Source organism: Alloyangia pacifica, from assembly GCF_020524285.1.
GTDB classification, from domain to species: Bacteria; Pseudomonadota; Alphaproteobacteria; order Rhodobacterales; family Rhodobacteraceae; genus Salipiger; species Salipiger pacificus_B.
Map to the genome: position 1 here is coordinate 110,984 of NZ_JAIVKX010000009.1, position 22,808 is coordinate 133,791.

Genomic DNA, 22,808 nt, shown 5'->3' on the forward strand with positions numbered 1-22,808 from the left:
GAAAGCCCGGCCCGCGCCTCCTCAGTGCGGGAAGGGCCAGATGATCAGTTTCTCCCGGATCAGCGCCCAGAGGCGGGCGAGCCCGTGCGGCTCGATGATCAGGAAGAAGACGATAAGCGCGCCGACGATCATGATGTTGAGATGCTCGACCATGGCCGAGCTGATCGGCAGTCCCAGCGCCTGCGGCACCGTGCCCAGCACCACCGGCAGGCCGACGATCAGGATGGCGCCCAGGTAGTTGCCGAGGATCGATCCCAGCCCGCCGATGATGGCGATGAACAGGATGCGGAAGCTCAGCGGAATGTCGAAGAGGTTGGGCTCCGCCGCGCCGCGCCACATGAAGACGAAGAGCGCGCCCGCCACCCCCACCACGTAGGACGAGACGGCAAAGGCGGTCAGCTTCGAGCGCATCAGGTTGATGCCGATCAGCTCGGCGGCGATGTCCATGTCGCGCGTCGCCTTCCAGCTGCGCCCGAGGTTGCCGCGGGTGAGATTGATGCAGAGCAGGGTCATCAGCGTGACCACCGCCAGCACCACGTAGTATTGCACGATCGAGCTGGCCTGCGGCCCGGCCACGTAGAGCCCGAACATGTCGAGGTTCGGCACCTGGATCGCGCCCGAGGCGTTGTAATTGTAGAGCCAGCCCCATTTCTCGAACAGCCAGACCAGGAAGAATTGCGCCGCCAGCGTGGCAATTGCGAGGTAGAACCCCTTGATCCGCAAAGAAGGAATTCCAAATGCCACGCCGACCCCCGCGCTGAAGAATCCAGACAGCAGGATCGCCAGTACCGGGTTCATCCAGGGAAACAGCGTCACCAGCTTGTAGCAGGCATAGGCGCCGACCCCCATGAAGGCCGCGGTGCCGAGCGAGAGCTGCCCCGCGTAGCCGGTCAGGATGTTCAGCCCCTGCGCCGCCAGCGCGTAGATCAGGATCGGGATCAGCAATGTCTGGAAAGCAAACTCGCTGGCCGTGAGCGGAAAGACCACCCAGGCAAAGCCGAGGATCACCATCAGCAGCACCGCGTCCTGGCGGACCGGGAACAGCGCCATGTCCGACTTGTAGCTCGTCTTGAATTGCCCCGCCGTGCGATAGAGCATCCGTCTCTCCCTCTCCCGGCGCCTCTGCGCCGCTCCTTCAGGTCCTGCCGCGGGATCGGGGCTCCTCTTCCCCGGTCACGCGACCCTGTCTCTCTGCCGGACCGGCGTCAGGCGGGTCCGTGCGTCTCTTCGGGGTAGGCGCGCTTCGGCGGCACGGCGTAGCCGGTCGCCTCCGAGTGCCGCACCAGCCAGAACCAGGCCCAGAGGCCCGCCGCGCCCCCCGCCGCCGCCAGCAGCAGCGCCGGCAGTATGCGCCCCTCGCTGCCGGTCAGTGCGAGGTAGCCGAAGGCCCAGAAGCCCGCCCAGGCCACCACGTTCAGGATCGCCACAAGTTTCGCCATGTCACCGTCCTCCCCTCGGTTTCCGTCCTGTCAGCCCGCCTCCCGCGGGCCGTCATCTGTCGCCGCATACTCCCGGCGGAGGCGCACTCCGCCGGGAGCCGGTCTACACCCTTTCGATGATGCGCTCTCCGAACAGCCCCTGCGGACGGAACAGCAGCACGATCAGCGCCAGCACGAAGGCGAACCAGGTCTCGGTATTGCCGCCCATCAGCGGCTGGCCCCAGTAGATCTCGAAGAGCTTTTCCAGCATGCCGATCATCAGCCCGCCGATAATCGCCCCGGTGATGCTTTCGAGGCCGCCGAGCATGAGAACAGGAAGCGCTTTGTAAGCAATGACTTCCAAGGCAAAGCTCACCCCGGCCCTTGCGCCCCAGGCAATGCCGGTGACCAGAGCGATGATGCCCGCGATGAACCAGACCAGCACCCAGATCGTCTGCAGCGAGATGCCCACCGACAGCGCCGCCTGGTGATCGTCGCCAAGCGCGCGGATGGCGCGGCCCATGCGGGTCTTGCCGAGGAACAGCAGCAGCGCCACCACCAGAAGCGCCGCGACGAGGACCGCCGTGATGTCCTTCTGCTCGAGGATCAGCAGTCCACCCCAGGGCTCGAGCACCACCGAGTCCGTCGGGATTCCGAGTTCCTCGGTGATCATCACTTTGTTCTCGCCGCCGAAGATGATCTCGCCGAGGCCGATCAGGAACAGCGTGATGCCGATGGTGGCCATGAAGAGGATGATGTCCGGCTGGCCAACCAGCGGTCGCAGCACCACCCGCTCGATGCTCACCGCGAGCACGAACATCACCGCCAGCGTCAGCACGACGCTGACCCAGGCCGGAATGCCCATGGCGTGCAGCCCGACGAGCGTCAGCGCGGCAAAGACCACCATGATGCCCTGCGCGAAGTTGAAGATCCGCGAACTGCGGAAGATCAGCACGAAGCCGAGCGCGATCAGCGCGTAGAGGATACCCGAGACGAGCCCCTCCCAGAGCACCTGCAGCAGGAAGTCCGGCGCCGCGAACATGTCGGCAAAGGGCTGGATGAAGATGTCGTTCAGCATGAAGCCTGCTCCCTCAATGCGCCACGCCAAGATAGGCGTCGATCACGTCCTGGTTTTGCCGCACCTCGTCGGGCGGCCCGTCGCCGATCTTCTTGCCGTAGTCCATGACCACCACCCGATCCGAGAGGTCCATCACCACGCCCATGTCGTGCTCGATCAGGCAGATGGTGGTGCCGAACTCGTCGTTCACGTCGAGAATGAAGCGGCTCATGTCCTCCTTCTCTTCCACGTTCATCCCCGCCATCGGCTCGTCGAGCAGCAGCAGCGAAGGCTCGGCGGCCAGCGCCCGCGCCAGTTCCACCCGCTTTTTCAGGCCATAGGGCAGCCGCCCCACCGGCGTCTTGCGGATGTTCTGAATCTCGAGGAAATCGATGACCTTCTCGACGATCTCGCGGTTGGCGATTTCCTCGTCGCGGGCTTTGCCCCACCAGATCGCCTGGCTGGCGATGCCCGCCTTCATGTGGGTGAGCCGCCCGGTCATGACGTTGTCGAGCACCGTCATCCCCTCGAAGAGCGCGATGTTCTGGAATGTCCGCGCGACGCCGAGCCGCGCCACCTCGTAGGGTTTCATCGGCGGGCGCTTGGAGCCCTTGTACCAGAGCTCGCCCTCGGACGGCGTGTAGAAGCCCGAGATGATGTTGAGCATCGAGGACTTGCCCGCCCCGTTCGGTCCGATGATCGCCCGGATCTCGCCCTCGCGGATGTCGAAGGAGATGTCCTTGATCGCGACAACCCCGCCGAATTTAAGGGTAATGTTCCGCAGCTCCATCAGCACGCCGCCGATCTGCCGCCCATCCTCGGTGACGTAGCCCACCTCTTTGCTGGCATCCTTCACGGCGTCCTGCCTTTCATCTTTCCCCAGAATTCCCAGATCCGACCCGTCCATCATTCCGCCGCCACCTTCATCGGCGCCGCCGGCACCACCTGCGCGTCGCGGATCTGCAGCGTTGCCTTGATCCGTCCCTTGCGCCCGTCCTCGTAGGTGACCTCGGTCTCGGTGTAGATGCTCTCCGAGCCGTCATAGAGCGCGGTCAGCAGGTCGGCGTATTTCTCGGCGATGATATTGCGGCGCACCTTGCGGGTGCGGGTCAGCTCGCCGTCATCGGCGTCCAGTTCCTTGTGCAGCACGAGGAAGCGGTGGACCTGGCAGCCCGAGAGCATCTCGTCCTGCGCCACGCTCGCGTTCACTTCCTCGACGTGGCTCTGGATCGTGTCGAGCACCTGCGGGTGTCCCGCCAACTCCTGGTAGGAGGCATAGGCGATATTGTTGCGCTCGGCCCAGTTGCCCACCGCCGTCAGGTCGATGTTGATGAAGGCGGTGCAGCGGTCGCGCCCATTGCCGAAAACCACGGCCTCGAGGATATTTGGGTAGAACTTGAGCTTGTTCTCCACGTATTTCGGCGCAAAGAGCGCGCCGTCGGCCATCTTGCCCACGTCCTTGGCGCGGTCGATGATCCGCAGGTGGCCGGTGGCCTCCTCGATGAAGCCCGCATCGCCCGTGGCGACCCAGCCCTCGGCATCCTTGGTGCCAGCGGTGCTGTCGGGGTTCTGGTAGTATTCCACGAAGACGCCGGGCGAGCGGTAGAAGACCTCGCCGCTCTCGGCGATGCGGATCTCGACGCCGGGCGACGGCACGCCCACGGTGTCGGGCCGCACCTCGTTGTCCGGCTGTTGGGTGATGAAGACCGAAGCCTCGGTCTGGCCGTAGAGCTGCTTGAGGTTGATCCCCAGCGCCCGGTAGAAATCGAAGATCTCCGGCCCGATCGCCTCGCCCGCGGTGTACCCGACACGCACCCGGCTGAAGCCCAGCGTGTTCTTCAGCGGCCCGTAGACCATGAACTCGCCGAGGGCATACTTGAGCCGCTCGAACATCCCCACCGGCTTGCCGTCGAGGATCTTCGGACCGACCACCTTGGCGTGGTTGAGGAAGTGGTGGAAGAGCTTGCGTTTGAAGCCGCCCGCGTCCTCCATCCGGATCATGATCTGGGTGAGCTGCGTCTCGAAAACCCTTGGCGGGGCGAAGTAATAGCTCGGTGCGATCTCGCGCAGATCGGTCATCATCGTCTCGGCGGACTCGGGGCAGTTCACGCAGAACCCGTTCCAGTATGCCTGGCCGATCGAGAAGATGAAATCGCCGACCCAGGCCATCGGCAGGTAGGCAAGAACCTCCTCGCCGGGGGTCAGGTGGTCGAACTCCGACGAGGACTTGGCGGTCTCGATGATGTTGCGGTTCGACAGCACCACGCCCTTGGGCTTGCCGGTGGTGCCTGAGGTGTAGAGCATCACGCAGGTGTCGTCGTAGCCGAGGGCATCGCGGCGGCGGTCGAGCTCGCCGATCAGCTCGTCACGGGCGGCGCGACCCTGCGCCTGCACATGGGCGTAGTCGTGCAACGCGCGATGGTCGTATTTCCGCATGCCGCGCGGATCGACGTAGATCATGTGCTCGAACTGATGCAGGTCGTCCTGAATCTCGATGACCTTGTCGACCTGTTCCTGATCGGCGGCGATGACGAAACGCGCGCCGCAGTGCTGCAGCACGTATTCCATCTCTTCGGCCACCGCGTCCTGGTAGAGCGGCACCGGCACCGCCCCGGCCATCTGCGCCGCCACCATCGACCAGTAGAGCGTCGGTCGATTGCGGCCGATCACCGCCACATGGTCGCCCGGCGCCACGCCGAGGTTCAGCAGGCCAAGTGCAAAGGCCTCGATCTCCTCTTGCGTCTCGGCCCAGCTCCAGCTCTGCCAGATGCCGAACTCCTTTTCCCGATAGGCGGGACGGCCGGCAAAGCGCGACGCATTGCGCTGCAACAGGGCCGGCACGGAGCGCAGCCCTGCTGCGCCCTCGGACATGTAAGCCAAAGTGTCTCCTCCCTAGGCTCCCGGGATCTTGTGATTTCCCGGACGCCCCAAGCCACCTCCTCCGCAGCTTGAGACGCGCTATTTCGCGAGTCAGCCCCATTAAGGGGTTCGGTCAGACTGAGCGTCAATGTTTTCGTGATCTTTGCCCGAATGTAACGAATTGTAACCGGCAGGCGTGACCTCGGGGCATGGCCTGGAGGGCAGCGGTCGCCTCCGCCGAATTTCGCTCTGACCCTGCGATCGCGTGGCGCGCGCCTCCGACTGCCCCCCGCGTCCGGATGCGCGGACCCGCGGCGGGCGCAGATTTTCGTGGACTCGCGTGGGGGAATTTGACCTTATGTGGCCAAAAAAACCTTCCTTTACCGACACATCAATTGATCCAACAGGGAAAATGCCATGAAACATCCGCTGCTCGCATCGCTTGTCGCGACAACCGCCCTGACCGCGCAAATGGCCTCGGCAGACACGCTGCGCCTGCTGACCTGGGGCGGGTACGCCCCCGAGGAGGTCATCGCGAAATTCGAGGAGGAGACCGGCCATACCGTCGAGGTGACCACCTCGAACAACGAGGAAATGATCGCCAAGCTGCGCGCCACGAACGGCGGTGGCTTCGATCTGGCGCAACCGAGCCAGGACCGGATCACCAGCGCGCAGGAAGAGTTCGGCATCTACAAGCCGATCGACATGTCCCGCGTCGAGAGTGATCTCTTCATCCCCTCGATGCTGAGCGCGACGGCGGAGAACACCACCTACGAAGGCGAGGTCTACGGGCTTCCGCACATCTGGGGTACCAGCGGGCTGGTGGTGAACACCGCCGAAGCCGGCGAGGTCACCGACTACACCGACCTCTGCGACGATGCGGTGGCCGGCAAGGTCTCTTACCGCCTCAAGCGCCCGACGCTGATCGGCTTTGCCTATTCCATGGGGCTCGACCCCTTCGCCGCCTACGGCGACACCGAGGCCTACCAGGGCATCCTCGACAAGGTCGAAGAGGCGCTCACCGCCTGCAAACCCAACGTGAAGACCTATTGGGACGGCGGCGACGAGATCAAGAATCTGCTGCGCTCCGGCGAGGTCGTCGCCGCCATGGCCTGGGACACCGGCGGCTGGCAGCTCAACGCCGACAACCCCGACATCACCTTTGTCGCCCCCGAGGCCGGGGCGCTCGGCTGGATCGACACCTTCGTCCTGCCCGCGCGTGGCCGCGCCGATGATGCCGCCTACGACTGGATCAACTTCGTGATGCGTCCAGAGATCGCCGCCATGATCACCAATTCGGCGGGCAACTTCACCGCCGCGGTGGGAGGCGATGCCGGTGTCGATGCCGATCTCAAGGCCCGCTACCAGGGCAGCTTCGACCAGGCGGCCATCGACAACATCAAGTGGTATCCGCCGGTCCCCGCCGGCCTCGAGGCGCTCGAAGGCGAAACGCTCGACCGGATCAACGCGGCGAACTGAGCCCGAGCATGGAATTTGGAAGGGCGCCCTAGGGTGCCCTTTCTTGCCTGAAAGGTTGACTTGTGACCGAGACCTCCCCCGATCTTGCCCCGCCCGATCTTGAGTGCCGCGCGCTGGTGAAGGCGTTCGACGGCTTCCGCGCCGTGGACGGCGTCAGCTTCGACGTCCCGCAGGGCTCGTTCTTCTCCATCCTCGGCCCGTCGGGCTGCGGCAAGACAACGCTGCTGCGCATGATCGCCGGCTTCCAGTCGCCGACCTCGGGGGACCTGCTGATCAAGGGGCGCTCGATGATCGGCGTGCCGCCGAACAAGCGGCCGGTGTCGATGGTCTTCCAGCACCTCGCGCTGTTTCCGACGATGAACATCGGCGAGAACGTCGGCTTCGGCCTGCGGCAGCGCGGGGTGTCGAAACCCGAGATCCGGCGCCGCGTCGGGGAGGCGCTCGAAAGGGTCGGCCTGCCGAACGTGTCGAAGCGCCGGGTCGACCAGCTCTCGGGCGGGCAGAAGCAGCGCGTGGCGATCGCCCGCTGCATGGTTCTCGAGCCGGACGTGCTGCTGCTGGATGAGCCGCTCGGCGCGCTGGACCTGAAGCTGCGCGAGCACATGAAGGTGGAACTCAAGGCGCTGCAGGCGGCGTTCAACACCACCTTCGTCTACATCACCCACGACCAGTCCGAAGCGCTGGTGATGAGCGACAATATCGCCGTGATGAACAAGGGCCGCTTCGAGCAGATCGGCACGCCGCAGGAGGTCTACCACGCGCCGCGCACCGCCTTCGTTGCCGGCTTTGTCGGCGATGCCAACCGGATCCCGGTGCAGGTGGTCGAACAGAGCGGCGGCACGCTTACCCTGAAGACGGGCGGCGGCGCGCAGCTGAAGCTCGACGCCGCGGCGCAGGGCGCGACGGACTGGCGGCCGGGACAGAAGGCCGAGGTCTTCCTGCGGCCCGAGGCGGTGGACCTGCTGCCCGCCAGCGAGGACCAGACCGGCACGGTGAACATGGTGCCCGGCGTGGTCGATGCGGTGCTCTTCAACGGCGCCAACAGCACGGTCACGGTGCGAGCGGCGGACGGCTCGCTGATGACCGCCGCGCTGCCGCAGACCGGCGCGCTGGCTGCCCTGCGCAAGGGCGACGCGGTCACCACGCGCTGGCACCCGGCGCAGGCGCGCTGCTACCCCGCGGCGGAGGGCTGAGCCATGGCCTCCGACACGTCGAAACTCGGGTTCTACCTGCTGCTTGCGCCGATCCTGCTGTGGCTGACCTTGCTGATCCTCCTGCCGCACATCGGGCTCTTCGTCGTCTCGATCAGCGAAAAGGTCGGGCCGCGCGACTACGAGACCGGCTTCGGCAACTACGCGGCCTTCTTCACCGAGCCGCTCTACTGGCGCACCTTCGCCCGCACCGCGATCATGTCGATCCTCGCGACGGCGCTGACGCTGCTGCTGGGCTTTCCGATCGCCTATTACATCGCGAAGATCACCAAGGGCCGCACCAAGACCACGCTTTTCCTAATGTGCATGATCCCCTTTTGGGTCTCGGAGCTGGTGCGCACCTTCGGCTGGATGATCCTGCTGCGGGAAACCGGGGTCTTCTCGCAGGTCCTGCAGTGGGCGGGGCTGGTGAGCGGCCCGGTGGAGATGCTCTACAACGACGCGGCGATCATGGTGGGCCTCGTCTATACCTCGATCCTGTTCATGGTCGTGCCGCTGGTGACGACGCTCGACAGCCTCGATGACAGCCTGATCGAGGCGGGCTACGACCTTGGCGGCACGACCTCGGCCATCCTGCGCGAGATCGTCATCCCGCACGCCATGCCCGGAATCGTGTCGGGCTGCATCGTGGTCTTCATGCTGTCGCTGGGGAACTACCTGACGCCGATCCTGCTGGGCGGCAAGGACAGCCTGTGGTTCACCGGGATGATCTACACGCAGTTCATCACCCGCTTCAACTGGGAGCTCGGCTCCGCCTTCGGCTTCTTGCTGCTGGCGCTGTCGTCGCTGGTCGTCTTCTTCGGGCTCAGGCTGTCCGGCCGGTCGCTCGCCGAGACCATGGGGCGCTCATGATCCCCAGCCTGCCCCGCTCGAACGTCGCCAAATGGGCCTACCGCGCCTATGTGACGCTGTTCTTCGTCTACCTCGGGCTGCCGCTCGCGGTGGTCTCGGTCTTTGCCTTCAACGACAGCCTCTTCCCGTCGCTGCCCTGGGAGGGCTTCACCCTGGCGTGGTTCTTCGGGGACGAGTCGCCCTTCATCGGCGTCTTCCACGAGCGCGCCATCCTGCGCTCGATCGGCACCTCGGCCTTCGTCGCGGCCTGGGTCTCGGCGCTCTCGGTCTTCGTCGGAACCTGCAACGCCTTCCTCTTCGTGCGCCACGACTTCCGCGGCAAAGCGCTGCTCTACATGATGATGCTGCTGCCGCTGATCATCCCGGGCGTGATCCTCGGCATCTCGATCCTCGTCTTCACCAGTTCCGTCGCCAACACGCTCGAGGACGCCACCGGGCTCTGGTTCGACGGGCTGCGGCCGGGGCTGATCCTGGTCATCCTCGGCCAGTTCTCCTTCATCACCACCTTCGCGACGCTGGTGATCTCGGCGCGGCTGCAGAAGTTCGATCCGAGCCTGGAAGAGGCGGCGCTGAACCTCGGCGCAACCCGCGCCGGGGCGATCCGCCAGATCACCCTGCCGTTCCTGCTTCCGGCGATCATCGCCTCGGCGGTGGTCTCGATGCTGATGAGCTTCGAGAACTTCAACACGACGCTGATGCTGGTCGGCTCGGACTCGCCGCTGACGATCACCATGTTCGACAAGCTCAAGCAGGGCTCCACGCCGGTGCTGAACGCGGTCTCGCTGCTGCTGATGCTGGCCTCGGCGGTGCTGGGGCTGCTCTCCCTGCTCTTCCAGAAGAAGCGGGAGTGAGCCGGCCGAGGGCCCCATGCTCTCCGATATTGCAGCCCCCTGGCACCCCGCTGCCGCGGACGGTCCGGTCAGTTCGCCGCACAGTCGGCCCGCAGGCCCCGCAGGAAGCGGGGGCGCTGCCCCTCTTGCCGCTGCGCGGCAATTCACCCCGGCGTATTGGGAAAGAGAAGAAGCGGCCGGCGCGGTGCATCGTCGCGGCGGGCTTCTCTCCGGCGCGGCGCGGTGCTAGCCCTTGGGGTGGAGGAGATTTCATGGACAAGGATGCGCTGACACAGGCGGGGTTGAACCTGATCCAGCAGGCACTCTCGATCTACGATCGGGAGCTGAAGCTGGCCGTCTGCAACCGGCCCTTCGCGCAGATGTTCGACCTGCCCGAGCGGCTGACCCGCCCCGGGGCCAGCTTCGAGGACACGGTGCGGCACCTGATCGAGGCGGGGGAATACGGCGAGGTCGAAGACCCCGAGGGCTTCCTGCGCATACGGGTCGAGCAGGCCCGCGCCTTCGCCCCGCATTACATGGAGCGCAGCCGCGCCAACGGGCGGACCATCTCGGTCGAGGGGGCGCCGCTGCCGCAGGGCGGCTGGGTGACGGTCTACACCGACATCACCGCGGTCAAGGCGCAGGAAGAGCTGCTGCGCACCCGCTCCGAGCTGCTGTCGGAAGAGGTGATCCGCCGCGCCGAGGCTCTGGCCGCCAGCAACCGGCAGCTGGCCGCCACCAATGCCGCGCTGGAAGAGGCGCGGCGCGAGCTGACCGAGATGGAGGCGCGCACCCGCCTCACCACGGAGATGATGCCCGCCCATATCGCCCGCGTCGATGCCGACGGGCGCTACACCTATTCCAACCGCCGCCTGTCGCAGGTGATGCCCGGACGCCCGTCCGAGATCTCCGGGCTGCACGTCTCCGAGGCGCTGGGGCCCGCCTACACCAAGGTCCGCCCGCACCTGCAGCGCGCGCTGGACGGCGAGCAGAGCATCTTCGAATTCACCGATGATGGCTCCTCGCGGCGCATCCGCGCGGTCTTCACCCCCGATCCCGCCGAACGCGGGGTCTATATCCTCTCGCTCGACGTGACCGAGGAGACCCAGGCGCGCGCCGCCCTGCAGCACGCGCGGCGGCGCGAGCTGGCCACGCAGCTGACCTCGGGGCTGGCGCATGACTTTTCCAACCTGCTGACCATCATCCTCGGCATGCAGTCGAAGCTGGCGCGGATGGACCTGCCGCCCGAGGCGGCGGAGCTGGCTGCGGGCACCCTGCAGGCGGCGCGGCGCGGCGGCGACCTCCTGGACCGCATCGCCGGGATCACCTCGCACCGCGCCTGGACCCCCGAGGCCGTGGCGCCCGCCGAGTTCCTCCGCGACCTGCAGGTGCTCACCGGCCCCACCCTGCCGGAGACTGTCACGCTGGAGATCGCTCCGGCCCCCGAGGGCGCCTTCCTGCTCGACCGCGGCCTCCTGCAGGACGCGGCGCTGAACCTCGTGCTCAACGCGCGCGACGCCTGCGGCGCAGCCGGCGGGCGGATCCGGGTGGAGATGCGCGCCATCAAGGACACCTGGCTCGAGCTGGCGGTGTCCGACAGCGGCCCGGGCTTCTCGCCCGAGGCGCTGAAACACGGGCTCGATCCCTTCTTCACCACCAAGGGCGGCTCCGGCTCGGGGCTGGGGCTGGCGATGGTCTACGACATGGTCAAGCTGGCCGGCGGCACGATCAAGCTCGGCAATTCCGAGACCGGCGCGCGCGTCACCCTGCGCCTGCCGCTGCGCCGCGCGCCGCGCGTGCAGGACGGGCCGCGGGGGCTGGTGCTGCTGGTCGAGGACGACACCGAGCTGCGGGCGCAGCTGCGCGATATGCTCACCGGGCTCGGTCACGCGGTCGTCGAGGCCAGTTCGGTGGCCGAGGCCCGCGCGCTGGCCGAGGGGCTCTCGCTCGACCTGGTGCTCTCGGACCTGATGCTGGAGGGGGACGAGCCCGGCTCGGCCCTGCCCGCCGCCCTGCCCGGGCTCGACGTGCGGCTGATGACCTCGCTGCCGCCGGGAGATCCGCGCCGCGCCGCCGCCGAGGCCGTGGCGCCGGTGCTGGCCAAACCCTTCACCGAGGGCCAGCTCGCCGCCTTCCTGTCCGGAGTGCCCGCATGAGCGCGCCGCTGGTCTCCATCCTCGACGACGAGCCGGCGATCCGGGCGATCCTGTCCGACGCCCTGACAGAGGCGGGCTTCCGCACCATGGCCTTTGCCCGCGCCACCGAGTTCGAGGCGGCCCTGAAGCGCGCCACCCCCGATGTCTGCCTTGTCGACCTCAGCCTTCCGGACCGCGACGGGCTGAGCCTCGTGCACCGGCTGGCGCTGGAACAGGGGGCGGTGGTGATCATCGTCTCGGGCCGCGCGCAGGTGCAGGACCGGGTGACCGGGCTGGAGCTCGGCGCGGATGATTACATCATCAAGCCCTTCGATCCGGCCGAGGTGGTGGCCCGGGTCCGCGCCCGGCTGCGCAGCCCGCGCGCCGCGCCCACGCGCGGCGACACCGCCCGCTTCGCCGGCTGGACCGCGCATTTCGACCGTTACGCGCTGGAAGACGCCAAGGGGCAGGAAACCCCCTTCTCCCATGCCGAGGGCGAGGTTCTGCGGCTGTTTCTGGAAAGCCCGAAACGGCTCATCACGCGCGCGCACATGCAGGAAAGCCTCGGCGGCGCGGCGGGAGAGAGTTTCGACCGGGCGATGGACGTGCGCATCTCGCGGCTGCGCACGAAGCTGCGGGAGGATCCGAAAAACCCGCGCCTGATCAAGACGATCTACGGCGCGGGCTATATCTTTCTGGGGGATGTAGAGTGGGTTTGACCGCGGGGCGAAGCCGAGCTCACTCCTCCTTCGGCCTCTCCGGAAGCGAGCGCTCTTCGCCCTGGACCGCCTGAAGCAGATCCTGCAGCTCGGCCTGCATCTGCACCAGCTCGTCGCGGTAGCGCGAGGGCTCCATCGCCTTGATCACCTCGGTGAAGCCGGCCAGCACCTTGGCCTCGGACTCGCGAATGCGCGCCATCATGTCGCCGTCGATGCCGCCGAACACCGCGCGCACCGAGAGGCCCGCGCGCTTGAGCGCCGCGCTCATGTTGTCGGACGGGTCGGCATCGCCGCCGACGGCGGTGATCAGCGCGGTCAGGCGCTGGACCTGCTCGACGTGCAGCCCGTGGAAGCGCACCGCGACGAAGCGGAACTCGGGATCGGCCTTCTCGACCATCTCGTCGAACCAGCCGCGCGCGCCGATGCTGCGTGCAAGCAGGTGCTGCAACTGGTCGAGCTGACGCGGGCTGGCGGTCACCGCCTCGGGCTGTCTGGGAACATCCTTCATGACAGGGTCCTCCGGTCTGTTGTCCTGCAACAAACGCCCCTGCCCCGCGCCGGTTCCCGCAGCCATGCGCCGCCGTCAGCCGAGCGCGCTCACCGCCCCGGCCAGCGCCTTCAGCCCGGTGACAAGATCCGCTTCCGCCGTATCCTCGGCGAAGTCGTGGCTGATGCCGCCGATCGATGGCACGAAGAGCATGGCCACGGGCATCAGGTTCGACAGGTTGGTGGCATCGTGCAGCGCCCCCGAGGGCATCACCCGCCAGCCGCCCGGCGCGGCCTCTTCCGCCCCCTGCTCCAGCGCCGCCCGCAGCCGCGCATCCATGGTCACCGGCGCCAGTTCCAGCAAGGGCGCGAACTCCAGGCCCAGCCCGCGCTCGGCGCAGACCTCGGCAATCGTCTCGCGCGCGATGGCCTCCATCCGGTCGAGCCGGTCCGCCGAGCCGTCGCGCCATTGCAGGGTGAAGCGCACCTCGCCGGGGACGATGGCATGGGCGTTGGGGTGCACCTCGACGTGGCCGATGGTCCAGACGGTTGCCGGGGTGACCACGTTGCGGAAGCGGTCGTTGAGCGCGGTGGCGAAGGCCGCGAGCCCCTGGAAGGCGTCCTTGCGCAGCCGCATCGGCGTGGTGCCGGCATGGTTCTGCGCGCCCTTCAGCGTCATCGACAGATTGCGCATGCCGACGATCGCCTCGACCACCCCCAGGCTGCCGCCCTCGGTGTCGAGCACCGGCCCCTGCTCGATGTGCATCTCGAGAAAGCCGGTGAAACGGTCCGGATCGAGGAAGGCACCGGCGCGTGCTCCCAGCGCCTTGCGGGCCTCGGAAAGCGGCGTGCCGTCGGGCCCCTGCAGCGCATCCGCCTCGCCCAGCGAGATATTGCCGCCCCAGATCGCGCTGCCGGTGGTCACGCCGAAGCGCCCTTCCTCGTCCTGGAAGGACACGCAGGACACCGGCGGGCCACCTGCTTCCTGCGCGGCGCGCGCCACCTCGAGCCCGGCGATCACCCCGAGCGCGCCGTCGAGCCAGCCGCCCTCGACCTGGCTGTCGGAATGCGAGCCGATCAGCAGCGACGGCCCGTCGACCAGCCCGAAGAGCGAGCCCACCGGGTCGAAATGCGCCCGCAGGCCTGCCTCTTCCATGCGCCCGGCCAGCCAGTCGCGGGCCTCGAGATCGGCCTCGGAAAAGGCCGGGCGGCAGACGCCCTTGCCGACGCCGGTGGCGCCGAAGGAGCGCAGCATGTGGAGGTCCGCGAGAAACCGTTCTGGGTCGATCGGAAGCGTGGTCATCGGTGTCTCCTTCTGTGTGCCAGGACGGCGCCCGGCCATATCTCAGGCGCTGTTTCCGGCGCTGGCGCGCGCCTCAGCCGCCCCGCAGGATGGCTTCGATCACCGGGCGGAAGCGCTCCGGAATCGGCTCGGGCCGGGCCTGCGCGTCCACCAGGACGTGCACGATGAATCCCTCGGCGCAGGCGCGGTCTTCATCGTTGCGAAAGAAGCCCACCTCGAAGCGCGCGGAACTGCGTCCGAGGTGGCCGCAGCGCACCCCCGCGTGCAGCACGTCCGGAAACCGCGCCTCGGCATGGTAGGTGCAGCCGTTCTGCACCGCAAGAAAGCGCAGCCCGCCGGGCTGGTCGATCTCCATGCCGGCCGCGAGCTGCCAGAGCGTCACCGCCGTATCGAGATAGGACAGGTAGGACGCATTGTTCAGGTGCCCGTAGGCGTCCATGTCCTTCCACCGGGTGGCGATCGGGTAGAAGGCGCAATAGTCGGCGCGGGTTGCGGGGGGCGTGCGGCTCATGCGGATCGGATCGCCCGGAACAGCGCCGAGGCGCCCCAGCCCGCCAGCGCGGCAATTGCCAGCGACAGCAACCCGTAGGCCAGCGGCATCTGCCGCGAGAGGGTGAAGAGCCAGCGCTCGAGCCCGACCTTGCCGACCTGGATCTCGCTTTCGTGCACCGCGACGACCCGCCCCGCACGGGTCAGGAAGACCCGGGTCAGGTAGCGCCCCTCCGAAATATTGGCGGGCATCGAGATCGATGTGTCGAACAGGGTCGACTCGCGCAGGTCCACGCTTTCCTCCTCGACCTTGTAGAGCCCCTGCCGCTCGCGCACCCGGATCAGCGCCTCGGTGAACGCCTCGCTGTCCATGATGTCCATTGGCGCCCCGACCGAGCGGATGGCGCGCGGGATCGAGACCTTGTGGCGCAGGTCCTCCACCGCAGAGATGCTCTGGTTCCACGGCGCCGACGTCGCAACCGCGTAGAAGCCGGGGGCGCTGTCGACCTCCACCGCCTCGGCGTTGACCCAGATCCCGAGCTTGCGCGCCTTGCGCCAGACGGTGACCGGCTCGAGCGGGCCTTCGACGGTGACGATCACCTGCAGCGGCGGGTCCTGCTGGATCGCGATCTCGCGTTTCACCGCCCCGAAGATCAGGATGTCCGAGCCGTCGAAATCGGTGGTGATCGACACGTTCGACTGGCTGAGGCCCAGCACCACCTCCTCGGCCCGCGCGGGCAGCGCGGCGAGCAGAAGCAGGAGGGCGGCGAGGACTCTCATCGCGACACCAGCTCGTAGAGTTCCGACGGCGTGATGAACAGATCCAGCGCCAGCTTGCCGCAGACCAGCAGCACCAGCGAGGCCAGCGCGATGCGCAGCTGCTCGGCCTTGAGACGGGTGCCGAAGGCGGTGCCGATCTGCGCGCCGATGACGCCGCCGAGGATCAGCACCAGCGCCAGCAGGATGTCGACCGTGTAGTTCGTGGTGGCGTGCAGCAGCGTGGTGAAGGCGCTGACGAAGATGATCTGGAACAGAGAGGTGCCCACCACCACCTTGGTCGGCATGCCGAGCAGGTAGATCATCGCCGGCACCATGATGAAGCCGCCGCCCACACCCATGATCGCCGCCAGCACCCCGACCGCGAAACCCACCAGAACCGGCGGGATGGCCGAAATGTAGAGCCCCGAGGTGCGGAAACGCATCTTGAAGGGCAGCCCGTGCACCCAGCCGTGATGGCGGCGTTTCGGGGCAGCGCCCTTGCGCGACTTGAAGATGGCGTTGAGGCTCTCGACGAACATCAGCCCGCCGATGATCCCGAGGAAGACCACGTAGCACAGGCGCACCAGCAGATCGACCTGGCCCATACTTTTCAGCAGGTTGAAGATCCACACCCCGAGCGCCGCGCCGATCAGCCCGCCCGCCAGCAGCACCAGCCCCATGCGCAGATCCACCGTCTTGCGCTTGAAATGCGCCAGCACGCCGGAGATCGAGCTTGCCACGATCTGGTTCGCGCCGGTGGCGACCGCGACGGCGGGCGGAATGCCCATGAAGAACAGCAGCGGGGTGATCAGGAACCCCCCGCCGACCCCAAACATGCCCGAAAGGATGCCGACCATCCCGCCCAACCCGAAGAGCAGGAAGACATTGACCGAAACCTCGGCGATGGGGAGGTAGATCTGCATGGGCTGACCTTGCGTCCGTCGCAGCGATTTGGCAACGGCCCCGGCGTGACAGCCACGGCATTGTGCTGCGCCGCGGCGCTTTTCCCACAGCCCGGGCGCCGCTTCGCCCTCTCGTGCCGAAAGTGCGTCTTCGTCAAAGAAACGAAAGGGCGGCTCTGGCGCGCCGCCCCCACTTCGGTGCACCGCACGTAAGGATTCTTCTCTTTAAAAATACGCACTGCCCGGCGCCATCGCATCGCGCGGCGCCGGGCAGGAGTAGGGATCCGCTCAGCGTTCCTTGACGTAGGGCTCGCCGCCGGCGCGCGGCGGGATCGCCTTGCCGACGAAACCGGCGAGGATCACCACCGTCAGGATGTACGGCAGCGCATCCATGAACTGCACCGGGATGATGAAGCCCCCGAGGTCGATGTTCTGGTAGCGTAGCGCCACCGCCTGCAGCAGGCCGAAGAGCAGGCAGGCATAGAGCGCGTACCACGGTCGCCACTTGGCGAAGATCAGCGCCGCCAGCGCGATGTAGCCGCGGCCCGCAGTCATCTCGCGCACGAAGCCCGCCTGCAGGCCGGTGGCGAGATAGGCGCCCGCAAGGCCGGTCAGCAGCCCGCAGATGGCAATGGCGGCAAAGCGCAGCCCGACCACCGAGACGCCCGCGGTGTCGACCGCTTCCGGGGCCTCGCCGACCGCGCGCAAGCGCAGGCCGAAGCGGGTGCGGAAGAGGATCCACCAGGTCAGCGGCACCATCAGGAAGGCGACGTAGACGAGGATCGAATGACCCGAGATCAGCTCGTAGTAGAGCGGGCCAATGATTGGCACGCCCCGCAGCGCCTCGGCGAAGGGCAGCGTGATGCTTTCGAACCGGCCGTCGCCCATCAGCGACGGTGTGCGCCCGCCTTGGCTGAACCAGTCCTGCGCGATCAGCACGGTGATGCCCGAGGCGAGGAAGTTGATCGCCACACCCGAGATCAGCTGGTTGCCGCGGAAGGTGATCGAGGCCAGCCCGTGGATGCCCGACATGATCATCGAGGCGGCGATGCCCGCCAGCAGGCCGAGCCAGACCGAGCCGGTGACCGCCGCGATCGCCGCCGAGAGGAAGGCCGAGGCCAGCATCTTGCCCTCGAGCCCGATGTCGACGATGCCGGCGCGTTCCGAGAAGAGGCCGGCGAGGCAGGCCAGAAGCAGCGGCGTGGCGAGGCGCACGGTCGAGTCGAGCACCTGCAGAAGCGTCGCGTAATCCATCACGAGGACCTCCGGCGCGTGGCGAGGAAGAGTTTTTCGAGCGGCAGTCGCACCATGTTGTCGAGCGCCCCGGTGAAGAGGATCACCAGCGCCTGGATCACGGTGATCAGCTCGCGCGGGATATTGGTCCAGAGCGCCAGTTCCGCGCCGCCTTGGTAGAGGAAGCCGAAGAGCAGCGCCGCGAGGAACACGCCCACCGGGTGCGAGCGGCCCATGAGGGCCACGGCGATGCCGATGAAGCCCGCGCCCTCGGTGGCGTTGAGCACCAGCCGTTCCGCCTCGCCCATGGTGGTGTTGAGCGCCATCATCCCGGCCAGCCCGCCGGAGATCAGCATGGCAACCACGGTGATCCGCACCGGCGAGATCCCGGCGTAGCGCGCGGCGCTCTCGGAATGGCCGAAGGCGCGGATCTCGTAGCCCAGCTTGGTGCGCCAGATCAGGTACCAGAAGGCGACGCAGGCCGCCACGGCGAGGAAGAAGGTCACGTTGGCCGGCGAGCCGCGGAACAGCGGGTTCTCGGCCGTGGCAAAGAGATCCTGGAAGGTCGGCAGGTGGGTGGCTTCGGGGAACCGCCCGGTGGCCGGCTCCATCGCGCCCACGGGGCGCAGCAGGTTCACCAGCACGTAGTTCAGCACCGCCGCCGCGATGAAGTTGAACATGATCGTGGTGATCACGATGTGGCTGCCGCGCTTGGCCTGCAGCCAGGCCGGGATGAAGGCCCAGCCCGCGCCGAAGGCCGCCGCCGCCAGGGTCGCCACGACCAGCGCGATCGACCAGTGCGGGAAGGGAATGAACAGGCAGGCCAGCGCCACGCCGAGCCCGCCGATCATCGCCTGCCCCTCGCCGCCGATGTTGAACATCTTGGCATGGAAGGCCACCGCGACGCAGAGTCCGGTGAAGATGAAGTTGGTGGTGTAATAGAGCGTGTAGCCCCAGCCGGAGCTGCGCATCAGCGCGCCGTCGACCATCAGCTTGAAGGCCTCGACCGGGTTCTCGCCGATGGCGAGGATCACCAGCGCCGACAGGATCGCCGCCAGCAGGATCGAGATCAGGGGCACGAGCACCGCATCGGCCCAAGCGGGCATCTTATCCATTCGGAACCTCGTTCATGGTCGCCAGGGGCGCGCCCAGTGCGCGCGTCTGCCTCCGGCGGGAGTATTTTCGGGAAGATAAAGGAGCGCGGTCAGTCATGCTGTGCCGCCTCGCGCGCTTCCTTTTCGTGCAGCGAGGCATCCACCGCGTCGATAACCCGGCCCTCGGGCTTTTCGGTCACGCCGGCCATCAGCAGGCCGAGCTCGGTCTGGTCGGTCTCGTCCGGCATGCGCTCGCCCATGATCTGCCCGTCGAACATCACCGCGATACGGTCCGAGAGCGAGAAAATCTCGTCGAGCTCCACCGACACCAGCAGGATCGCCTTGCCCTTGTCGCGCAGGCGGATGATCTCCTGGTGGATGAACTCGATGGCACCGATGTCGACGCCGCGGGTGGGCTGGCCGATCAGCAGCACGTCCGGGTCGCGCTCGATCTCGCGCGCCAGCACGATCTTCTGCTGGTTGCCGCCCGAGAAGTTGCGCGCCGCGAGGTTCGGGTTCGGCGGGCGCACGTCGTAGCGGGTCATCTTGTCCTGCGCCTCCTCGCGGATCAGCGCATTGTTCATCAGCATGCCCGACTGGTAGTGCGGGTCGCGATGGTAGCCGAAGACGGTGTTCTCCCAGGCGGTGTAGGGCATGATCAGCCCCTCTTCCTGGCGGTCCTCCGGCACGTGGCCGATCCCGGCCTTGCGCCGGGCGCTGCCGTCGGCGCCCGCGCCCGTGAGCGGCAGGGCCGCCCCCTTCATGGTCACCGCACCGGTGGCATCGGCGTAGCCGCCCAGCACCTCGAGCAGCTCGGACTGGCCGTTGCCGGCGACCCCGGCGATGCCCAGCACCTCGCCGGCGCGCAGTTGCAGCGACACCCCCTTGAGGCGTTCGACCCCGGCGTCGTCCACGTGGCGCAGGTTCTGCACGTCGAGCAGAACCTCGCCCGGCTGTGCCGCGGTCTTGTCGACGCGCAGCAGCACCTTGCGGCCGACCATCAGCTCGGCGAGCTGCTCGGGCGAGGTCTCGGCGGTCTTGACCGTGGCGGTCATCTCGCCGCGGCGCATCACCGAGACGGTGTCGGTGATCTCCATGATCTCGCGCAGCTTGTGGGTGATCAGGATAACCGTCTTCCCCTCGGCGCGCAGGTGATCGAGGATGCGGAACAGGTGGTCGGCCTCGGCCGGGGTCAGCACCCCGGTGGGCTCGTCGAGAATGAGGATGTCGGCCTGGCGGTAGAGCGCCTTCAGGATCTCGACGCGCTGCTGGTGGCCGACCGAGAGGTTCTCGACCAGCTCGTCGGGATCGACCGACAGCTCGTATTCCTCGGCCAGCTGCTTCAGCACGCCGCGGGCGCGCGCCAGCGAGGGGCGCAGCATCGGCCCGTCCTCGGCGCCGAGGATAACGTTTTCCAGCACCGTGAAATTCTGCACCAGCTTGAAGTGCTGGAACACCATGCCAATGCCCGCCGAGATCGCGGCCTGGCTGTCGGTGATGTCCTTCTTCTGCCCGTTGACCCAGATCTCGCCAGCATCGGCCCGGTAGAAACCGTAGAGGATCGACATCAGCGTCGATTTCCCTGCGCCGTTCTCGCCGATGATGCCGTGGATGGTGCCGGGCATCACGCGGATAGAGATGTCCTTGTTGGCCTGGACGGGGCCGAAGGCCTTGGAGATGCCCTTCAGCTCGATGGCGGGGATGTCGGTCATGCGAAGCCTCGCGGCAATGGAAAGTATGGCCCGGTTTCCTGTAGACGAGGAACCGGGCCACACGAAAGAGAAAAACGGGGACACGGCAACAGCCGCGCCCCCGCTCGTCAAGTCCGGATCAGAAGTTCAGCGCCGGGCAGCTGTCATCCGCCGAGTAATCGTGAACCTCGATCTCGCCCGCCACGATCTGCTCGCGCGCGGCGTCGACGGCAGTCTTCATCTCGTCGGTGATCAGCTCGGCGTTGTTCTCGTCGAGCGCGTAGCCGACGCCGTTCTCGGCAAGGCCCAGCACCTTCACGCCGGTTTCCAGCTCGGTGCCCGCGGTCATCGCCTCGGCCACGGCCACGTCGACACGCTTGAGCATCGAGGTCAGAACCTTGCCCGGATGCAGGTAGTTCTGGTTGCTGTCCACGCCGACCGAGAGGATGCCCTCGTCCGCGGCGGTCTGCAGCACGCCGATGCCGGTGCCGCCGGCGGCAGCGAAGACCACGTCGGCGCCCTGGCTGATCTGCGCCTTGGTCAGCTCGGAGCCCTTCACCGGGTCGTTCCAGGCCGCCGGGGTCGTGCCGGTCATGTTGGAGATCACGGTGATGTCGTCGCTGACCGCCTTGGCGCCCTGGGCATAGCCGCAGGCGAACTTGCGGATCAGCGGGATGTCCATGCCGCCGACGAAGCCGACGGTGCCCGACTCAGACGCCATCGCCGCCAGCATGCCGACGAGGTACGACCCCTCATGCTCGGAGAAGAGGATCGACAGCACGTTCGGGTGCTCTGCCGGATCGACGTAGCCGTCGATGGTGACGAACTTGGTGTCGGGGTAGTCGGTGGCGACCGCGGCGATCGGCGAGGACATCGAGAAGCCGGTGGTCACGACCGGGTTGAAACCGGCCTCGGCAAAGCGGCGCAGGGCCTGCTCGCGCTGTGCTTCCGACTGCAGTTCGATATCGCGGTACGCGCCGCCGGTTTCCTTCACGAACATCTCGGCGCCGTTGTAGGCCGCCTCGTTGAAGGATTTGTCGAACTTGCCGCCGAGATCGTAGATCAGCGCCGGATCCGCCAGCGCTGCGCCGGCAGTCAGGGCCAGCGTCGCGGCGGTGCCGAGGATGGATTTCATGAAGGTCATGTCTTGCTCCCGGGTCTGGACGTGCGGGCATCATTCAGCTGGCCCGCGAATTGGACTGCACTGTGGCAGATCATGCCCGATTAATCCTGTGCGCTACCGGAGGGTCAACAGGTTTTTGCAAGTCTGCGCACAGGGTTGGCGCATCGTGACATGTAACCTCAGGTCAGCGCCCGGCGCATGAGCAGCGCGTCGTCGCGGCTGCCATCCGCATGACGATAATAGCCTTTCCGGCACCCGGATAACGTGTACCCGCAGGCGGCATAGAACCCCTGGGCCGGGGTATTTGCAGCCGCCACCTCGAGAAACACCATTGCGGCGCCGCGCGCCCGCGCCGCAGCCTCGAAAGTCTGCAGCAGCCGCCGCCCCACCCCTTGCCGCTGCTCCGCGGGATCGGTGGCGAGGGCGAGAATCTCCGCCTCGTCGAGCACCACCTGCCCCAGCACGAAGCCGCCCGCCTCGCTCACCAGCAGCGACGCCGGTTGCTCCAGCGTCCCCGCGAAGGCCTGGGCGCTCCAGGGCTGCATGTGGGTATAGGCGCGCGCCGAAAGCGCGGCGAGCTGCTCGGCCGAAAGGCTCACCGGCTCAGTCCAGCAACCGCGGCGCCGCATCGCGCGACGGCGCGGCATCGGCGGGACGGATGTAGAGCGGCGCCGGACGCTGGTCGGGCTGCTTGAGCGCGGCGGCGCGGGCGATGCGGATCGCCAGCTCGCGCGGCTCGGGTGGCAGCAGCGCCTCGGTGCCCTCGGCGGGCACCAGCTCGGGCGTGCCCCAGTGGCGCTGCACGTAGACCTGTCCGCGCGGCGCCGGCACACCGGCCAGCGCGTCCGGCGCCTCGAGGTGGACCGCCTCGAAGGTGCTGACTCCCATGGCGGGCTTTCCGAGCCCCAGCGCCAGACCGCGCGCGGTCGAGACGGAAATGCGGATGCCGGTGAAATTGCCCGGCCCGATGCCGACGGCGATGCGGTCGAGATCAGCCCAGGTGACGCCGCCCTCGGCGAGCACCTCCTCGAGCAGCGGCATAAGGCGTTCGGCCTGGCCGCGGCCCATCTCCTCGGCGTGGGCGGCCAGCACAATGTCGCCGCGCAGCAAAGCGGCCGCGCAATGCGCGGCCGATGTGTCGAACGACAGGATCAGAAGATCACTCATG

General features: G+C 67.3%; 22 protein-coding genes. 6 read left to right on the forward strand and 16 right to left on the reverse strand.

The genetic code is table 11. From position 1 onward, the window contains the following. Positions 1–21: 21 nt before the first annotated feature. From LC039_RS13750 to LC039_RS13770, 5 genes are all read right to left on the reverse strand, one after another. Positions 22–1,098, reverse strand: coding sequence for a branched-chain amino acid ABC transporter permease (locus LC039_RS13750; RefSeq protein WP_226625085.1), 1,077 nt, complete (start codon positions 1,096–1,098; stop codon positions 22–24). Positions 1,099–1,205: 107 nt separating this feature from the next. Next, entirely contained in the window at positions 1,206–1,439 is a 234-nt protein-coding gene (locus LC039_RS13755; protein ID WP_226625087.1) for a hypothetical protein, read from the reverse strand. A gap of 103 nt (positions 1,440–1,542) precedes the next feature. Further along, positions 1,543–2,496 (reverse strand): branched-chain amino acid ABC transporter permease, encoded by a 954-nt coding sequence (locus tag LC039_RS13760; protein ID WP_226625089.1) that lies wholly within the window; start codon positions 2,494–2,496, stop codon positions 1,543–1,545. A 13-nt stretch (positions 2,497–2,509) separates the two neighbouring features. Next, positions 2,510–3,331: an ABC transporter ATP-binding protein gene (locus LC039_RS13765; protein ID WP_226625090.1), complete on the reverse strand. Its 822-nt coding sequence runs from the start codon at positions 3,329–3,331 to the stop codon at positions 2,510–2,512. A gap of 50 nt (positions 3,332–3,381) precedes the next feature. Then, a complete protein-coding gene (locus LC039_RS13770) occupies positions 3,382–5,346 on the reverse strand; it encodes an AMP-binding protein (RefSeq protein WP_226625092.1) in 1,965 nt (654 codons plus the stop codon). Between the two features lie 405 nt (positions 5,347–5,751). Between LC039_RS13770 and LC039_RS13775 the strand changes: the two genes are divergently transcribed. The 6 genes from LC039_RS13775 to LC039_RS13800 all read left to right on the forward strand — a co-directional run bounded on the left by LC039_RS13775 (position 5,752) and on the right by LC039_RS13800 (position 12,560). Beyond that, positions 5,752–6,813, forward strand: a complete 1,062-nt coding sequence (locus tag LC039_RS13775) for an extracellular solute-binding protein (RefSeq protein WP_226625094.1) — start codon at positions 5,752–5,754, stop codon at positions 6,811–6,813. Between the two features lie 62 nt (positions 6,814–6,875). After that, on the forward strand, positions 6,876–8,006 hold the full coding sequence (locus LC039_RS13780) for an ABC transporter ATP-binding protein (RefSeq protein WP_226625095.1): 1,131 nt from the start codon (positions 6,876–6,878) through the stop codon (positions 8,004–8,006). Between the two features lie 3 nt (positions 8,007–8,009). Further along, positions 8,010–8,876 (forward strand): ABC transporter permease, encoded by an 867-nt coding sequence (locus LC039_RS13785; RefSeq protein ID WP_226625096.1) that lies wholly within the window; start codon positions 8,010–8,012, stop codon positions 8,874–8,876. Continuing rightward, positions 8,873–9,727 carry an ABC transporter permease gene (locus tag LC039_RS13790; protein WP_226625097.1) on the forward strand — a complete coding sequence of 285 codons (855 nt, stop codon included), beginning with the start codon at positions 8,873–8,875 and terminating at the stop codon, positions 9,725–9,727. The genes LC039_RS13785 and LC039_RS13790 overlap by 4 nt, the downstream gene beginning before the upstream one ends. A gap of 251 nt (positions 9,728–9,978) precedes the next feature. Further along, entirely contained in the window at positions 9,979–11,862 is a 1,884-nt protein-coding gene (locus LC039_RS13795; RefSeq protein ID WP_226625098.1) for a PAS-domain containing protein, read from the forward strand. Beyond that, on the forward strand, positions 11,859–12,560 hold the full coding sequence (locus tag LC039_RS13800; RefSeq protein WP_226625100.1) for a response regulator transcription factor: 702 nt from the start codon (positions 11,859–11,861) through the stop codon (positions 12,558–12,560). The genes LC039_RS13795 and LC039_RS13800 overlap by 4 nt, the downstream gene beginning before the upstream one ends. A gap of 19 nt (positions 12,561–12,579) precedes the next feature. Here LC039_RS13800 and LC039_RS13805 read toward each other — a convergent pair whose 3' ends face one another. The 11 genes from LC039_RS13805 to tsaB all read right to left on the reverse strand — a co-directional run bounded on the left by LC039_RS13805 (position 12,580) and on the right by tsaB (position 22,807). Further along, positions 12,580–13,068 (reverse strand): DUF2383 domain-containing protein, encoded by a 489-nt coding sequence (locus LC039_RS13805; RefSeq protein WP_226625101.1) that lies wholly within the window; start codon positions 13,066–13,068, stop codon positions 12,580–12,582. Positions 13,069–13,143: 75 nt separating this feature from the next. Further along, entirely contained in the window at positions 13,144–14,349 is a 1,206-nt protein-coding gene (locus LC039_RS13810) for a hydantoinase/carbamoylase family amidase (RefSeq protein ID WP_226625102.1), read from the reverse strand. Between the two features lie 73 nt (positions 14,350–14,422). After that, positions 14,423–14,860 carry an acyl-CoA thioesterase gene (locus tag LC039_RS13815; protein ID WP_226625104.1) on the reverse strand — a complete coding sequence of 146 codons (438 nt, stop codon included), beginning with the start codon at positions 14,858–14,860 and terminating at the stop codon, positions 14,423–14,425. Beyond that, complete coding sequence (locus LC039_RS13820) at positions 14,857–15,618, reverse strand: TIGR02186 family protein (protein WP_226625106.1); 762 nt, start codon at positions 15,616–15,618, stop codon at positions 14,857–14,859. The genes LC039_RS13815 and LC039_RS13820 overlap by 4 nt, the downstream gene beginning before the upstream one ends. After that, positions 15,615–16,520, reverse strand: a complete 906-nt coding sequence (locus LC039_RS13825; RefSeq protein WP_226625114.1) for a sulfite exporter TauE/SafE family protein — start codon at positions 16,518–16,520, stop codon at positions 15,615–15,617. Before LC039_RS13825 ends, LC039_RS13820 begins: the two co-directional genes overlap by 4 nt. Positions 16,521–16,787: 267 nt before the next feature. Further along, positions 16,788–17,753, reverse strand: coding sequence for an ABC transporter permease (locus tag LC039_RS13830; RefSeq protein WP_226625115.1), 966 nt, complete (start codon positions 17,751–17,753; stop codon positions 16,788–16,790). Then, complete coding sequence (locus LC039_RS13835; RefSeq protein ID WP_226625117.1) at positions 17,753–18,847, reverse strand: ABC transporter permease; 1,095 nt, start codon at positions 18,845–18,847, stop codon at positions 17,753–17,755. The genes LC039_RS13830 and LC039_RS13835 overlap by 1 nt, the downstream gene beginning before the upstream one ends. An 89-nt stretch (positions 18,848–18,936) precedes the next feature. Continuing rightward, positions 18,937–20,538, reverse strand: coding sequence for an ABC transporter ATP-binding protein (locus tag LC039_RS13840; protein ID WP_226625118.1), 1,602 nt, complete (start codon positions 20,536–20,538; stop codon positions 18,937–18,939). Between the two features lie 118 nt (positions 20,539–20,656). Then, a complete protein-coding gene (locus LC039_RS13845; protein ID WP_226625119.1) occupies positions 20,657–21,661 on the reverse strand; it encodes a BMP family lipoprotein in 1,005 nt (334 codons plus the stop codon). Between the two features lie 158 nt (positions 21,662–21,819). After that, on the reverse strand, positions 21,820–22,239 hold the full coding sequence (rimI, locus tag LC039_RS13850) for a ribosomal protein S18-alanine N-acetyltransferase (RefSeq protein ID WP_226625120.1): 420 nt from the start codon (positions 22,237–22,239) through the stop codon (positions 21,820–21,822). Between the two features lie 4 nt (positions 22,240–22,243). Continuing rightward, positions 22,244–22,807 carry a tRNA (adenosine(37)-N6)-threonylcarbamoyltransferase complex dimerization subunit type 1 TsaB gene (tsaB, locus tag LC039_RS13855; protein WP_226625125.1) on the reverse strand — a complete coding sequence of 188 codons (564 nt, stop codon included), beginning with the start codon at positions 22,805–22,807 and terminating at the stop codon, positions 22,244–22,246. Position 22,808 lies beyond the last annotated feature (1 nt).

Bases quoted from the DNA above. Each gene is read 5' to 3' on its own strand.
- LC039_RS13835 (WP_226625117.1), bottom strand. From the start codon at position 18,847: ATGGATAAGATGCCCGCTTGGGCCGATGCGGTGCTCGTGCCCCTGATC.
- tsaB (WP_226625125.1), bottom strand. From the start codon at position 22,807: ATGAGTGATCTTCTGATCCTGTCGTTCGACACATCGGCCGCGCATTGC.
- LC039_RS13810 (WP_226625102.1), bottom strand. From the start codon at position 14,349: ATGACCACGCTTCCGATCGACCCAGAACGGTTTCTCGCGGACCTCCAC.
- LC039_RS13790 (WP_226625097.1), top strand. From the start codon at position 8,873: ATGATCCCCAGCCTGCCCCGCTCGAACGTCGCCAAATGGGCCTACCGC.
- LC039_RS13755 (WP_226625087.1), bottom strand. From the start codon at position 1,439: ATGGCGAAACTTGTGGCGATCCTGAACGTGGTGGCCTGGGCGGGCTTC.
- LC039_RS13825 (WP_226625114.1), bottom strand. From the start codon at position 16,520: ATGCAGATCTACCTCCCCATCGCCGAGGTTTCGGTCAATGTCTTCCTG.
- LC039_RS13805 (WP_226625101.1), bottom strand. From the start codon at position 13,068: ATGAAGGATGTTCCCAGACAGCCCGAGGCGGTGACCGCCAGCCCGCGT.
- LC039_RS13845 (WP_226625119.1), bottom strand. From the start codon at position 21,661: ATGACCTTCATGAAATCCATCCTCGGCACCGCCGCGACGCTGGCCCTG.
- LC039_RS13770 (WP_226625092.1), bottom strand. From the start codon at position 5,346: ATGTCCGAGGGCGCAGCAGGGCTGCGCTCCGTGCCGGCCCTGTTGCAG.
- LC039_RS13760 (WP_226625089.1), bottom strand. From the start codon at position 2,496: ATGCTGAACGACATCTTCATCCAGCCCTTTGCCGACATGTTCGCGGCG.
- LC039_RS13795 (WP_226625098.1), top strand. From the start codon at position 9,979: ATGGACAAGGATGCGCTGACACAGGCGGGGTTGAACCTGATCCAGCAG.
- LC039_RS13830 (WP_226625115.1), bottom strand. From the start codon at position 17,753: ATGGATTACGCGACGCTTCTGCAGGTGCTCGACTCGACCGTGCGCCTC.
- LC039_RS13785 (WP_226625096.1), top strand. From the start codon at position 8,010: ATGGCCTCCGACACGTCGAAACTCGGGTTCTACCTGCTGCTTGCGCCG.
- LC039_RS13840 (WP_226625118.1), bottom strand. From the start codon at position 20,538: ATGACCGACATCCCCGCCATCGAGCTGAAGGGCATCTCCAAGGCCTTC.
- LC039_RS13775 (WP_226625094.1), top strand. From the start codon at position 5,752: ATGAAACATCCGCTGCTCGCATCGCTTGTCGCGACAACCGCCCTGACC.
- LC039_RS13800 (WP_226625100.1), top strand. From the start codon at position 11,859: ATGAGCGCGCCGCTGGTCTCCATCCTCGACGACGAGCCGGCGATCCGG.
- LC039_RS13820 (WP_226625106.1), bottom strand. From the start codon at position 15,618: ATGAGAGTCCTCGCCGCCCTCCTGCTTCTGCTCGCCGCGCTGCCCGCG.
- LC039_RS13815 (WP_226625104.1), bottom strand. From the start codon at position 14,860: ATGAGCCGCACGCCCCCCGCAACCCGCGCCGACTATTGCGCCTTCTAC.
- LC039_RS13750 (WP_226625085.1), bottom strand. From the start codon at position 1,098: ATGCTCTATCGCACGGCGGGGCAATTCAAGACGAGCTACAAGTCGGAC.